Annotated in this window: 11 protein-coding genes and 3 pseudogenes; 5 read left to right on the forward strand and 9 right to left on the reverse strand. The window is 70.1% G+C overall.

Annotated elements, in window-relative coordinates:
• Nucleotides 1–305: 305 nt before the first annotated feature.
• Nucleotides 306–1,397 (forward strand): lytic polysaccharide monooxygenase auxiliary activity family 9 protein, encoded by a 1,092-nt coding sequence (locus tag PV721_RS27990; RefSeq protein ID WP_319728806.1) that lies wholly within the window; start codon nt 306–308, stop codon nt 1,395–1,397.
• Nucleotides 1,398–1,477: 80 nt separating this feature from the next.
• On the opposite strand, the gene PV721_RS27995 is transcribed toward PV721_RS27990, so the two are convergent.
• Entirely contained in the window at nt 1,478–2,548 is a 1,071-nt protein-coding gene (locus PV721_RS27995) for a helicase associated domain-containing protein (protein ID WP_319728810.1), read from the reverse strand.
• 254 nt (nt 2,549–2,802) lie between these two features.
• Nucleotides 2,803–3,462, reverse strand: coding sequence for a hypothetical protein (locus tag PV721_RS28000; protein ID WP_319728813.1), 660 nt, complete (start codon nt 3,460–3,462; stop codon nt 2,803–2,805).
• Between the two features lie 773 nt (nt 3,463–4,235).
• Between PV721_RS28000 and PV721_RS28005 the strand changes: the two genes are divergently transcribed.
• Nucleotides 4,236–5,051 carry a hypothetical protein gene (locus tag PV721_RS28005; RefSeq protein WP_319728841.1) on the forward strand — a complete coding sequence of 272 codons (816 nt, stop codon included), beginning with the start codon at nt 4,236–4,238 and terminating at the stop codon, nt 5,049–5,051.
• 293 nt (nt 5,052–5,344) lie between these two features.
• Here PV721_RS28005 and PV721_RS28010 read toward each other — a convergent pair.
• Nucleotides 5,345–5,685 (reverse strand): annotated as a pseudogene (locus tag PV721_RS28010) (helicase associated domain-containing protein); the annotation flags it as partial.
• 48 nt (nt 5,686–5,733) lie between these two features.
• The gene (locus tag PV721_RS28015) at nt 5,734–6,144 is read right to left on the reverse strand and encodes a hypothetical protein (RefSeq protein WP_319728816.1); all 411 of its coding nucleotides are present in this window, start codon (nt 6,142–6,144) and stop codon (nt 5,734–5,736) included.
• A 223-nt stretch (nt 6,145–6,367) separates the two neighbouring features.
• Here PV721_RS28015 and PV721_RS28020 point away from each other — a divergent pair.
• Nucleotides 6,368–6,766: pseudogene (locus tag PV721_RS28020) on the forward strand (transposase); the annotation flags it as partial.
• 120 nt (nt 6,767–6,886) lie between these two features.
• Here PV721_RS28020 and PV721_RS28025 read toward each other — a convergent pair.
• Nucleotides 6,887–7,834 carry a LysR family transcriptional regulator gene (locus PV721_RS28025; RefSeq protein WP_319728819.1) on the reverse strand — a complete coding sequence of 316 codons (948 nt, stop codon included), beginning with the start codon at nt 7,832–7,834 and terminating at the stop codon, nt 6,887–6,889.
• 115 nt (nt 7,835–7,949) lie between these two features.
• Here PV721_RS28025 and PV721_RS28030 point away from each other — a divergent pair, with 115 nt between their 5' ends.
• Nucleotides 7,950–8,324 (forward strand): carboxymuconolactone decarboxylase family protein, encoded by a 375-nt coding sequence (locus PV721_RS28030; RefSeq protein WP_319728820.1) that lies wholly within the window; start codon nt 7,950–7,952, stop codon nt 8,322–8,324.
• A 1,508-nt stretch (nt 8,325–9,832) separates the two neighbouring features.
• Here the strand turns inward: PV721_RS28030 and PV721_RS28035 are convergent.
• Both PV721_RS28035 and PV721_RS44065 read right to left on the reverse strand, forming a co-directional pair.
• Entirely contained in the window at nt 9,833–10,702 is an 870-nt protein-coding gene (locus PV721_RS28035) for a hypothetical protein (RefSeq protein WP_416371198.1), read from the reverse strand.
• Nucleotides 10,699–11,166, reverse strand: coding sequence for a hypothetical protein (locus PV721_RS44065; RefSeq protein ID WP_416371199.1), 468 nt, complete (start codon nt 11,164–11,166; stop codon nt 10,699–10,701). The genes PV721_RS28035 and PV721_RS44065 overlap by 4 nt, the downstream gene beginning before the upstream one ends.
• A 225-nt stretch (nt 11,167–11,391) precedes the next feature.
• Between PV721_RS44065 and PV721_RS28040 the strand changes: the two genes are divergently transcribed.
• The gene (locus tag PV721_RS28040) at nt 11,392–11,616 is read left to right on the forward strand and encodes a hypothetical protein (RefSeq protein ID WP_319728822.1); all 225 of its coding nucleotides are present in this window, start codon (nt 11,392–11,394) and stop codon (nt 11,614–11,616) included.
• A gap of 570 nt (nt 11,617–12,186) precedes the next feature.
• Here PV721_RS28040 and PV721_RS28045 read toward each other — a convergent pair.
• Nucleotides 12,187–12,729: pseudogene (locus PV721_RS28045) on the reverse strand (IS5 family transposase); the annotation flags it as partial.
• A gap of 366 nt (nt 12,730–13,095) precedes the next feature.
• Nucleotides 13,096–13,686, reverse strand: a 591-nt coding sequence (locus PV721_RS28050) for a hypothetical protein (RefSeq protein WP_319728824.1), incomplete at its 5' end; no start/stop codon positions are given.

Here is a 13,686-nt window from a genome sequence, read left to right on the forward strand (position 1 = left end):
TGTTTATAAGAAACAGCCCTGTCAGCACCCTCTCCCCGCCCACCGACAGCAGGCCGTGCCCAGCAAGGGGGCGGGGCGCGGGTGCTGACAGGGCGTCCGGCCCCGGGCGGGAGCGGCTGTTCCAGAGGTCTGGAACAGCGCCCGATGGGGCTGAATGTCTGGTTTCGGGTGGCTGTGGTCCGTCTGTCCGGGTGGACCAGGATGATCTGCAGTAACTTTCTGTCACGGCCTGTAGCTGTCGGTTGTGTGTGCTGCTCCGTGGTGACGGCCTCAGGGATGGATTCGATCGAGGAGAAGGAGACACCGTGAGCAAGGCCCGGACCACTGCTCCGTCTGACCTTCGCGCGGACATCAGGTACCGCGATGACGGCAAGTACACGATGTACGGGATCAGCCTGCGCTGGCAGATCGGGGAAAACGCCCCCGATCATGAGGCCTGGCCCCCACCGGCGGACTGGAACGAGGGCAACGCGCCCTACCCGCACCTGTACGAGGTATGGCTCGACGACGAGCTGCGGCAGACGGTCTTCCTCCACTGGTCCTCATGGAACTGGATGCAGTCCAACTCCCACTGGGTCGACCTGGGGGACCAGGAGCCGACAGGACAGCTCCACGTCAAGATCCGCGCCAAGGTGGATGGCGAGTTCACGCCGTTCACCAACGTGGTCGCCATCGGCTCGGAGCGGGTCGGCCTGGAGAAGTGGGCGGTGCGCCTGCCCCGCGAGAAGGCCGAGAAGGCGCCCGGGGCCGTCCTGGATCCGCGGCACGGCACGGCCAACCATCCGCGCAGCCGGGCCGGCGCCGCGATCCGGGACCTGGACCCCTCACGGATCTGCGTCGAGGCGCGCCGCGTCAACACCAGTACCGAATGGGCTGAAGTGGTGCCGGGGGCTGACAGGATGCTCGCCGACTATCCGTGGAACGATGCGCAGAAGTACCTCGAGTACCGCAAGTTCTTCGAAGGGAACACCCTTGCCTCCGCGGGGAACCCGGTGTTCCGCGGTCTGGATCTGGCCCCGGACGACGCGCTCGGGGACTGGCCCGTGACGGAGCTGGACACCTCGGCTCCCACCCAGACCTTCACCTACGACTACATGGCGTATCACCAGGGTGAGAGCTGGTCCCACCGGTGGTTCATCACCCGCCCCAGCTGGGATCCCTCCGAAGGTCTGAGCTGGCAGGACCTGGAGCCGATTCCGTTCCTGGTCGAGGTGCACGGTGCGCCCCGGGAAGAGGAATCCACCAGCTGGGAGTTCGCCTCATTCCCACGCCGGACCGGGCGGGCGGCGATCGTGGACATCTGGGGCGGCCACGGAGGACCGGACACCCCGAACGGTGAGAACGGCGGCATGACCGGCGAGTTCTTCCTGTCCGTGTCCGACGTGCTCCTGCGGTAGACGAGCCACCGCATCGCCCGGGATCGACCGCCTCCTCCCAGGCGGTCGATCCCCGGCGGTCGGTCCCGGACGGGAGCGCGCTACCCGGCCCAGTCGACGCCCAGCTCGGCGAGGGCTGCGCGCTGTGCCTGGTCGAGTTTCTCGCGTCTGCTCTTGGTGTTGCTCAGCCAGATTCCGAGCCTCACGGCGTGCTCCTCGCCGTCGATGACCACGGCCTCTACGTGGCTCCTGGGGGCCGTCACAGTCCCCGTACGTGCGATGTACTGCTGGAGGGCATGGATGCCTTTCTGGAACGCCTCCCCGCCCGTACGCGGCCCGGTGGCCTTCGCCGGGGCACGGCGGGCCTGTGGGGCCTTGGTCACGCCGAGCGTGGCGAGCCGCCGCTGCTGCTCCTCGTTCAGCCGGTCCCAGTTCCGCCGCTGGGTGGCGAGCCACCGTCCGACGTCCTCGCCGTGCCGGGTGACACCGGGGACGACGCCGGTCAGGCGGGCGCCTTCTGCCAGGAGCTGGGCGAGGTAGGCGTAGTGCCGCTGCCAGTCGACCGTCCACCCCAGCGTCCCCGGGTTCCAGTCGAGGTCGATCGCGGCCAGCCGCGCGGCCCGCCGCTCCGCCCGGCCCCGGTCCTTGCCCAGCCCGCCGGGGCGGCGGACGTTCGTGAGGTACTGCCCGATCGCGATGTCCAGGATGGTGGCGCCCCGGGGAGCCGCGAGGGTCCCGTGCAGCTCGTAGTAGGCCCGCGCCGCGCCGAGGTTCTGTTCGAAGCCGGCGTCGGCGGTGTCCCACACGATCCCCAGCTCCTCCAGCTCGGCCGCCCGCTCGCCGGTCATGGCCCCGGCCCGGAACGTGCGCCGCTGATCCGACAGCCACCGCCCGAGCGGGAACGCCTCCTCGGACTCCACGTGCTCGTAGGGGACGTCGAGGTGCCCCTCACGCTGCCGGTAGCGGTAGGCGGCCTCCGCGCCGCGACGCCAGTCCTGCCGCTCGGTGTTGATCACCTGGTAGCTGATCCACTTCGCGATCAGCGCCGGGTCCCGCGGGGCCGCGAACCGGAGCAGCAGCCGTGACTCCTCCTCGCCCTCCTCCGGCGCCTTCCCGACCGGCCGAGACGGGTCCACGACCCTTTTCTGGTTCTCCTGTGGAATTGCGAGCATTTCCACAGCCTCTTCATCATGCGCCCGCAGACCCTTTATTTGGGGGCGGGTTGGGTGTGAGGGATGTTTGTTCTGGTTGTCACCTGCGGGAATGTTTGCGTGACGATCCTGGGGTGATGGTGGGGGAGTGGTGATCACGTTCGGCACGTGGGCCCTGACATCACGATCCCTACGACGGGCACCGGTCAGGCTGTCGTAGGCACAACCCTGCGCGTCCTGTCCTGACCGCGTTCCGGGAACCGGGCGGGGGTGCCTCAGCCGCAGTCGGACACCGAGCAGAGCTCGACGTTGACGATGCCGGGCAGCCGTGCGATCTCCTCCCTCAGGGCCGTGCGCTCCGTCCCGGACAGCCCCTCGCGGAAGCGGACCTCCAGGTAGGAGCCCTCGTCGGACGATGATCCCGTCACGAACGTAGCCCCGAGCGGCTCCAGCCGCTCCTGGGCGTCCCCGAGGTTGCTCCTGAACGAGTCGGGGCTTGTTCGGGCGTCCCCGAGCGGCATGAACCAGCCCGGGCTGGTCTCGGCCCGGTAGGTGTGGGGCTCGGCCAGGGCGGGACCGACGTACGACTGCCAGGCGAAGATGACGCAGCCCACCAGCCCCATCGCCGTCACCACGACGCCGCCGCCGGCCATCACCTTGACGACGACCGGTCGACGACGGAGCGGATCGGCGAACACGGCGAACAGGAGGAGCATGGCCGAGGGCCAGAACAGGAACATCCCTGCCAGGACGGCCAACACCCCCCACCCGAGGAGTAGGAGCCCGACGGTCGCGCACGCGCGGCCGAAGCCCTTCGGTTCACGCCAGAACATGAGCGGAACGGCCACCACCAGGCCCGTCATGACGAAGAGTCCGCCGATGTACTGCTGCAACCCCCAGGCCACGACGGGCGCCGCGACAACGATGGCAGCCACGGCCAACCCCAATTGCAGCCGGTGGACGCGCACAGCAGCGTCCCGGTCCTGTGTGGCCTTCACGATCGCCCCCGAAAGAATTGAACACATTCAACTGAACGCGTTCAATCTATCAACTCCGGCAAGCAGGTACCAGTACTCGGCAGGTTCTCGCGCGGCCGAGGACGGGGGTGCGGATTCCACTCGGCGCGCCGCCCGCTGCGCCGACACAGCGCTCAGGAGCCAGGCGTTGACGCCGGCGCTGCCGAAGGTCGGCTGCAGCAGGCCGACGGGGTTCTCTCGGCCCGCAGGCCGGGTGTGGTACGCCGTAGTCGCCAGGTGGGCGGGGCGGCCGTCCGCGGGCATTCGCGACACGGCCTCACGGTTCGCCGAGTACGGCGACGCCGCGGTACCGGTGTGGGGGTGGCGCCCGGCGACGGGACCCCCTGCGCCGATCCGCCCCGACGCGTCGTCACAAGGCCCATCGCGGTCGAGTCGGCCGGCCGCGACGGACGACGAGGAGGCCGCCCCGCACAACGGCGGTGGCCGGCTCAAGGCCCAAAGGGCTCGGCGCCGTTGCGGGCGCTGCCCCCGTCCCGGGCCGAGCGGTAGGCGCGAAGAGGCGGTGCGGGACATCGACGCGCGCTGCTCTACCGTGCTGATGAGTCGGTTAGGTCTGGTCTCCTGCATCCGCCCGAACTTCCGCGGCCCGGCCACATCGTTCGAAGAGCGATGCAGAGGGGATGCGGTTTACGTGTGTCGCTGGTCGTGGGTCTTTGACGGAGCCTCGCGGTGTGCCGGGTGAGGGCGTCGATGTGGGCGGCGAGGTCGTCCTTGGCGCCGGTCAGGATCAGCAGGTGCTCGACGATGTGTCAGAGGCCTTCACAACGGACCTGATGAAGGATCAGCTGCCCGAGGGAAGCCAGGCACACGACTACGCCAGAGTGACCTCGCCTCCGCTGGAGGTACTCGGGAAGGCAGATGAGAACCACCGGAAGCTGGACGACTGGACGAATGACTTCGTCGACCGGACGAACGCCGGAATCATCATCGGCGGCCTTGTCACCACCGACTCGGCCGGACAGATCGGACTCCGGCCAGCTGTCTACGTGCGGGCCGCACAAGTGGCCGACGTACCCGAACTCGCCGGGTGGTACCTCAGCGGCCAGGTCCGACTCGATCAGGATTGGAGTTCCGATACGGGCCGGAGACACGTGATTGCCGAGCTGACCCGCCGCACTCAGGGGCTGGCCGGCTTCACGCACGCTCGCGATCTCTGGCGCAACGGCAAGGTTGCCGACGCCAGGCGGGCGCTGGACAAGCTCCTGCCATCAGGCGCGGGCGGGGCGGTTCGGGAGGACGGTGCCGAGTTCGTTACCACCGACCTGGTCCGACTGTTCCATGGTCACTCCCTCGAGCAGGGTCGATGGGGCGCCCATCGACCCAACGGAAGTCGCACTTCGAAGCAGCTCGCGCCGACTACCAGGCCATCGACCCGAACGGCCGGATCGGACTGCGCGCACGCCTCAGCCTGGCCGGTGTTCAGTACCGGATGGCAGTCGGCTCGTCGACGGGCTGTCAACCAGGGACGGTGGATTCCCAGGCGCTGACCGCTTCCTCCGCTGAATTGCGGCAGCTCGCGGCCGACAGCCGCTTCTCCGAAGTCGGGCAACTGCGGGCGGCTGTGAGCCTGGCCCAGGTGGAGCAGTGCAGGGTAGCAGCGGGGCTCATCCCCGATGACGGAACGATCGATCGGGCTGTGCAGCGGGTCCGCTCCGCCAAAGGGGATGGCGCAGTCAAGGAGCTGCAGGCGTTGGCCGCCTCGGTTGCAGCGGTGCAGGCCCTCAAACGTGGGGACTTGGCCGAGTGCGGTCAGCCGGGCCTGCTGCTCGGGCAGGACCGGTTCGCCGGCGCGCAGGGCCTTGCGCTGCTGGTGCATCCACCGCCCGAGCGGGAAGTCCTTCGTGACGCCGACCTCGGTCTCGGTGTCGTACGGGACGGCGTACAGGCCGGTGACCTCGTTCTCGGCCCGCCACCGCAGCAGGGCCTGGTAGCCCTCCAGCCACACCAGGCTGTCGGGCCGGTAGACCCGGGTGCGCAGGAACGCGAACGCGGCGATCGTGGCCGCGTCGCGCGGGCTGGAGAAGTGGAGCAGGGCCGACTCTGCGGCGGCGCCGGCGCCGTCTCCTGATCCTCGCCCTCGCCGCCGGCCCCGACGATCCGCCCGTCTTCGTCGCGCCGGACGATCACCGACTTCCAGGGGGCCTTCGCGACTCCCTGACGGCCCGCTGCCTACTGTGTCGCGTCGGCGGCGCGGCTGAAGCGCTGGTACTCCGAGTCGCCGGGCGGGATGAGGCCGGCGCGGACCATGGCGGTGCCCAGTTCCAGTTCGCGGTCCGGGTCTTCGCATTCCAGGCCGGACTGGATGATCTGCGCGACCATCTCGGTGGTTCCGGCCAGGAAGATCGATCCGCTGTCGACTTGGTAGAACCACGCCTCGTAGAGGGGCGATCCGTCGGAGACCACGTCCCAGAGTTCGACGCAGTACAGCACCTCGTCGTCGGGGGTGCCCGGGGTCAGGCGGCGCTCGGCCGGGCGGTCCTCGCCGTCGTAGGCCTGTCCGCACAGCCGGAGCTGTTCGACTTGGACGGGAGCGAGCTGCGCGACCGACGTGATGTGGCGCTTGTGGGTGAAATCAGCCATGGGTGCGGACGTTAGCAGGAGGATGGCGGGCGTGCTTCCGAGGGACCGTATCGGAAGCACCGCCCGCCGCTTGTTCACCGCCGTCATGGGTGATGCCATCGCAAGATCACCGCCGTTTGTGGCTGGTGACGATCCTGCTGGCCAATTGCGTTGCTGGTCGGTTGTGATGCTCGTTGGCCGTGCAGCGGTCGCGTTTTCCATCCCAGGCCGCAGGGGGTGTGGGGTGTCGATGCATGCGCGGCCGTGGCCGCAGGTGCCGGAAGCGACCGGGCGGGCGGCTCGGGCCGCAGCGGCGAGCGGACCGTATCCGTTGGCGATGAGGGTCCGTGACGAGCTCGGTGAGCTGTTCTCGGACGCCGAGTTCGCCCAGGCATTCGGGGTGCGGGGGCGGCGGGGCTGGTCGCCGGGGCAGTTGGCGCTGGTGACGGTGCTGCAGTTCGCCGAGAACCTCACCGACCGGGCCGCGGCGCATCGCGTGCGGTTCGGGATGGACGTCAAGTACGCACTGGGCATGGAGCTGGACGATCCCGGGTTCGACGCCTCGGTGCTATCCGAGTTCCGAGCCCGCCTGGTGAAGGCGGGCGGGCGGCAGCGGACCGACTCCACTCGGCTGCTGGCGGCGTGCGGGACCGTCCGAGGGAACTGATCATCCCAGGTGGTCCCTTCACACCACCCAGGCGCCGGTGCAGCGGCATCCGGAGGCCGTCCCGTCGGAGTCCGAGGACGCCGTGCGGCTTTTCGCTCAGGCCGGGCGGGAGGCTTCGGCACCGGCGACGGCCGCCGGGTGCGCGACCGAAACGACGGGGTGGACACCGACCAGAGGGTCCGCCGAAGCGTGGGCGTCCGCCAGGGCGGCGGCCACCGCGTCCACGAGCGGGTCGGGGGCGTCTGCGCGGCGGGCCAGCACCAGGCGGCTCGGCGGATGGCCGTCAACCGGGACGAACGCGAGGCCAGGGCGCGCGTGCCGGCGCGCGGCGCCGGCCGGAAGTATCCCGGTTACCCCGTCCCACACCACCGCGTGCAGGCATTCCTCGACGGACGCCACCACCGGGCCGGGAGTGTCCTCGTCAGCGGCGAGCCAGTACGCGCGCCACCGCGCGTCCGTCCCGGCCGGCAGCCGGAAGCGCGGCCTCCCCGCGAGTTCCCGCACGTGCAACCGCGACCGCGCGGCGAGTGCGTCGTCCGCGGGTAGCGCCGCCACCAGAGGCTCGACGCCGAGCTGACGTACAGTCAGTCCCGAAGTGTCGAAGGGGAGACGGGTCAGTGCCAGGTCGGCCCGACGCTCGCGCAGCCCGCCCGTCGGATCGGTCACGGGCGCCTCGTGCAGCCTCAGACGCAGTCCGGGATGGGTGTCGCGCAGTACCGCGAGCGCCGCGGGGCAGGAGTCCAGGCCGGCGCCGGCGACGGCGCCCAGGACGACCTCGCGTACGGACTCCGCGGCCCGCACCCGCTCGCGGGCGCGCTCGGCCCGGGCCAGCAGGTCGCGGGCCTCCGGGAGCAGGACCTTTCCTGCCGCCGTCAGGCGCGCACCGGTCGGGATCCGGTCGAACAGACGGCACCCCAGGTCCGCCTCCAGATCGCGGACCCGGCGGCTGAGGGGCGGCTGGGCGAGGTGGAGTCGCACGGCGGCGCGGCCGAAGTGGCCCTCCTCCGCGACCGCGACGAAACAGCGCAACGCCCTCAAGTCCATGACCGGCCACGATACCGACAACGGCACCGCCCCCGCGGAACCGGTCTTGGACGCGGGGGCGGGGTCCGGGATGAGGTGGAGACGTCCCACCCCCATCGACTTCCCGAGGAGTATCATGTACGCGCACCCCGACGACCTCCACCGCGCCCGCTCCGTGGGCGCCGCCGCGGCGCCCGAGTTCGCGGCCTGGCTCGCCCTCCAGAACGCGGTCGACCGCGAGGACGGCGCCGTCCCCCGCCGTTACCGCGAGCTGATCTCCGTGGCCGTGGCCCTCGTCACCCAGTGCGCGTACTGCCTCGACGTCCACACCGCGGCCGCCCGCAGGCACGGCGTCACCGCCGAGGAACTCGCCGAGACCGCGTTCGTCACCGCCTCGGTCCGGGCCGGCGGAACCCTCGCCCATGCCCTCCTCGCCGACCGCCTCTACGAACAGCACAGCCACCACGACCCGTCCTCCACCTCCGCGAGCGCGACCACCCCCTCCGGCTGACGGCCCACCGGGCCGGCCCTCCGGCAACGGGACCAGCATTCCGGCGAGGCAGCCGTGGCCGGTGCCGGGAGGTAAGGGGTCAGAGGTCTTCCGCGTCGGAGCCGCCGGGGTGTTCCGCCTGCCGGGGGAAGAGGGCGTTCTCAAAGGCATCCAGCCCGAAGAGGGCGTGCTCGGCGGTGTGTGCCGACCTCGGTTGCCCAGGCGCAGACGACCCCCTCGCCCGGCTGGCCCTGCCGGCCGCGCCGACCGACAGCGACCGCAAGGTGGAGGTCGGCGGCGCGAGAACAGAGTGACACTGCTGTCCACGGCCTCCGACGTCCGCCTGGGACGGCCTTGCCCACCCGGGCCGGAAGCGCTCCGGCCGGGCGGCATCGGTCACGGCCACCCCGGTCTTCCCGGCGAGGGCCCGGCTGACCGATGGCGGGTGACCGATGTCCGCTGGTGCCCTGTCGTTCGCGCACTCCGTCGCCGTCGCGCGGCACCACACCTGCTGGCTCGCGTGGCAAGAGCTCACGGACCCGGTCACCTGTGGATACACCGGCCCCTCGGTCCGGCACCGACCGCGACCACCTCGACCCGTGGCTGCTCCAGCTGCGGGGCTCCTCCGCCCCGTTCGCGGGCTGCACGAAGGGGAACACCAGATTGGCCACCGCATGCCCGGCACCGTGCCCAGCGCATGGCGCCACACCGAAGACGGAGGCCCGTTGCCCAGGACGCTGGGCAGAGACCCGCGTCAGCACCACAGCCACCCCGACGAGCGCGAGAAGTACGCCAAATGGCCCTCTCTGGCCATCGAACGAGAACAGCTGCCAAGTGGGCGCGTGCGGCCTCGAGGTCGTGGATCGTGATTGTTCTGGGGACGTCCGTCGCGGCGACTGGCTGCGCGGCTTCCGAGACGGACGCCAAGACGCCCTCCGAACTGAAAGGGCCGCAGGTCGCCGTTCTGGCTGTCGCCCGTAGCCACGTTGAGGCGGCCAGCCGTAACGACTGGGAGAAGTTCTGCTCGCAAGAGTCCCAGCGCCATCGGTCTGGGTCCATCGAAGAGTGCGTCGCCACATACCATGGGCTGCCGGGCCAACCCTCGACGGACGCGCAGCGTCCCGTGGCGGCGCCGGTCACGGCCACGGACGTTGTAGAGGTGCCGGCCGTCGGGGTGCACCCTGCCGGGTACGGCGTCCTGGTCACGAACTCCTATACGTATCCAGGGCTACCGGGCAAGCCTGCGCAAACCTCTCGGCGTGCTCTGCGCCTGATCTATGAGAACGGGTCTTGGGTCGTCGACCAGGTCGAGAATGTGGACAGCCTGGAGGATGAACCAGACGCTGCCACGTTGGTCCGTGCCGTCCTGGCAGAGGGATAGCTGGGGCCCAGCAGTCGCCGACGGACGAGACTGCCAGTGCCACCAGCACCGGCCCCCGGCCGTCTGATCTTCTCGTCCCCATGCTCTGGCCCCGCCGAAGGCGAGGCCAGAGCCCTTCCCTGCGGATGCGACGAATGCGGCGTCGTGGTCAAGCGGCTGTCTTCTGCCGGGCGACGGCCTGGACGCGTTCGCCGAGTTGACGCACCGCTCGCGTACCGGGCTGTGCCTTGACGTGGGCGCGCAGGGCGGCGAAGTGCTCGTCGCCCCGCGCGGTGGACAGGGTGGCGTAGTCGTCGAGGAAGGTGTCCCAGGTGGCGCAGGCGGCTTCGACGTGGCCGAGCTGCCATTGTCGGGTGGCCAGGACGCCGTTGGCATGGACGCGGCCCTGTCGCTCGTTCGCGGGCCGGGCCCGGTTCGAGCGGTGCATGGCCTGGATGGATCCGGGGAGGTCGCCGAGTTCGGCGAGGACGTGGGAGACGTGGAACTCGTACGCGGCCCGGTCGTAGCCTCCGACCGCGTCGTTGCGGCCGTCCGCGCGCGAGAGCGCGTCCTCTGTCTCCCGGAGCCGGGCGAAGGCCAGCCGCCGGTCCTTGACCATGGCCGCCCCGTGGGCCTGTTGGCCGCGCAGGAAGGCGACCAGGCGGGGACCGGCCGATGGGGCTGCCTCGGCCGCCGAGTCGGCGAGCTCCAGGGCCTTGGGCCCGTGTCCGAGGTTGGAGGCCTGTAGCGCCATTCCGCGCAGGGTCCGGCAGTAGGTGACGTGGTCTTGGGCGTCGCCCGCGAGGCCGAGGGCCTGGACGAAGTACCGCTGGCCGAGGCTGTGGGCCCGCTCGTACATTGCCATCCACCCGGTGAGGTAGACGAGATCGGCGGCCGCGGCGAGCATCTGCTCCCGCACCTGCGGCGTGGCGTCGGCGGTGATCCATGGCATCACGGTGTTGGCGAGGAATGCGGCGGCCATCGGGCGGGCGTGGCCGCCGCCGAGCTCGTCGAGGATGCCGGCGATGTGGTCCGTCATCCGCTGGACCGTCTCGACCTCGCCCGCGCCGACCCGGACGGTGCGCCGGCCTTGGCGTCCTGGTTGGCCGACTCCAGCCGGTCGCCGAGGTCGGAGTACACCGGCACCATCATGGCCGCCGAGTAGAGGCCGGCGCTCAGCACGCGCCGCCGTGATGGGTCCATGTCGCCCCTAACGAGGTCGGACAGGTCACCGACCGTGTCCGCGGTGATGCCGGGGAACCCGGCCTCTGCGCACGTTATCGGGCGGCCGATACGGCGCGAGAGCGCTTCGGTGATGACCTGCGGGACGCCCTCGCGGGGCATCGTGCCCTTGAGCCAGTACGTGACGGTGCTCGCCGAGTAGGACAGCTCCATCCCGGCTTCGGCGCCGGTCCGGTTCACCGCCCGCGCGAGCTGCCCGTTTCCCCAGCCGGCTTCGGCCATCAGGCCGGCGAGCGATCTGTTCGGTGCGCGTCCCATCATCCAGCTCCCTGGCATTCAACGCGTTCAACGAGGCACCCAGTCTGGCGTGTTCTCCCACGGGGTGTACCCCCGTTGAATGAGTACCAGCCACCCGGCGCCGAGACCGCGAATCCCCTGGGCTTCCCCGGGGTGGACGGTGCCGGGTGGCCCCACCGTGGCGGCCGGTCCCCCTTGAATATCCCCCCTTCGGCGACCGGTCGCCGACGATCCAGGAGGTGAGCGGCGATGACACGGATCGGATCCTTTGGCCACGAGAACCACAAGTGGATCGGCAAGACCGTCGGCGACAACGCCAGCGGCACCGAGGGCGAGCTCACCGCCGTGGTCCACGAGGAGAAACGCGATCACCTCGGCCGGGTCACCGGTGTCCGGCTCGCCTACATCAAGAAGACGGACGGGCGCGAGCTCCCGACAGCCGCGGCGAACATCGAGCTCGTCCGTCTGACCTGACCGCACCACTCGATCGAGAGGGGCACACATGACCGCCGTACGGGCCGAGCTGGGCAGGTTCCTGGCCCTGGCCGGGTACCGCTTCAACGCCGGGGAATCCGCACCGGAAATGTTCTCCGGAGCGATCGACGCCGAATGGCACGAGCTCGCCGAGAGCCCCGAGTTCGTCGCGTTCAGCATCGAGCACGCCGGTGCCGTCGCCCGGCACGTCGAGGGCCGTGGCGAGGGCTACATCAGCTGGGTGTCCGCGTACGAGGAGTCCTACGGGCCGCTGCCCGAGCTGTGGTTCACCGACGAGAACGGCAAGGTCGACAGGGCCGCCCTCACCGCGTACCAGGAGACCGGCAAGGTGTGGGCGTCGTGGAACTGCGGTCCGGACTTCACCGCCGACACAGCAGCGCCGACACCGAGTGACCAGTCCTGCGCCCATGGAGCCCCTGCCACTGCCGGCCGGGGCTCTGCGCGTCATAAGGCAGCGCACCACCACCGCCACGGCCCCCGCATACGTGCAGGCGACCACCGCCCACTGCCCCTACCTGTCGCCCTCGATCCGGCACGGCCTGACCCACATCCCGGTGTGACGATCAGGGACAGAGGGCGGCAGCGTCCGTCCGCGCTCAGGTGGAGTTTGGTGGTGAACCCGCCGCGCGAGCGGCCCAGGCCCTCACCTCCCGCACCACCTTCCACCAGGCGGGCGACGAGGCTCTGCCACGGCGTTTCGCCCTGGTGTTCTGCCGCTGCGCCCCCCTTTGAGGTGGGAGCCGGCGGTGGTTCCGTGCGGGCGCCGGCAGCGTGCTGATGTGTCCGCACGATGGTGGAGTCGACCGAGACGTCCCAGTCGATCTCACCGGCCGCGTCGGCCTCGGCCTGGACCTGCTGGAGCAGGCGTTCCCAGGTTCCGTCGGCCGACCACAGCCGGTGGCGTTCGTAGACGGTCTTCCACGGCCCGAACCGCTCGGGCAGGTCACGCCACTGCACTCCGGTCCGTACCCGGTGCAGAATCCCGTCGATCGCCTGGCGGTGGTCCCGCCACCTGCCGCAACGCCTGTTGCTGACAGGCAGGAACGGCCTCAACCGTTCCCACTCGGCATCACTCAGATCACCCCGCCCCATGCCCGGAACAACGAGCAGCCCAGATGGGAGTACCGGCGTTTACGCTCGGGGCATGGACCGCTACGAGAAGACGGCGCATCTGGAGTGGTGGGCCAACCCATCCACCTGCGGGGCTCGAATCCCGATCTGAGCGACGACCACCGCCAACACAGGCGAGTGGGAGGCAGTGTTCTCGCCCTCTCCCGACCACAGCGTCCGCGAGAACCTGAAACAGCTCATCGACTCGGACCCCTGCTTCACCCTTCGCTTTGACACCTCAGCCGTCGAAGGCCAGGCAGAAGACTTCGGCGGCGTCGATCACCTTCGGCTGACTGTCATCCCCGAACCGTAAAGCCGAGCAGCCCGACATGATCGGCCGGACCAGTCCTAGATGTCGCCGGCGACGATGGAGTGTGCGGCGTCGCCGATCTTGGCCCAGGAGATTCCCCAGCCGCGATAGCGGTACACGGCGTCCTTGGTCGGGGTGAGCCGGTAGACGCTGTCGGTGGCGACGGCGAACGCGGAGCCAGCGACTCCGATGAGTCTCCAGGTGTCGGCTATGTCGAGGTAGGCCCTCAGATCGCCGGTGCTGGTACTCGTGGAGACGAGCCCTCGGCCCCACTCCCCGGCGTAGATCTGGCCCGCGGGGCCACCGATCTTGGTCCAGGAGGTTCCCATGCCGGTGTACTGGTACACGGCGTCCTTGTTCGGGGTCAGTGCGTAGACGGTGTCGGTGCCGACGGCGAAGGAGGCGCCTGCGCCCCCGATGTGTTCCCACAGGTTGGGGGTGCCGAGGTAGCGGTACAGGTCTCCGGAGCTGGGGTTGGTGGCGACGAGTCCCCAGCCGCCGGCGTAGATCTGACCTGCGGCGTCGCCGATCCTGGTCCAGGAGGTTCCCATGCCGGTGTACTGGTACACGGCGTCCTTGTTCGGGGTCAGTGCGTAGACGGTGTCGGTGCCGACGGCGAAGGAGGCGCC

It is taken from the genome of Streptomyces sp. MB09-01, assembly GCF_033794505.1.
Lineage (GTDB): Bacteria > Actinomycetota > Actinomycetes > Streptomycetales > Streptomycetaceae > Streptomyces.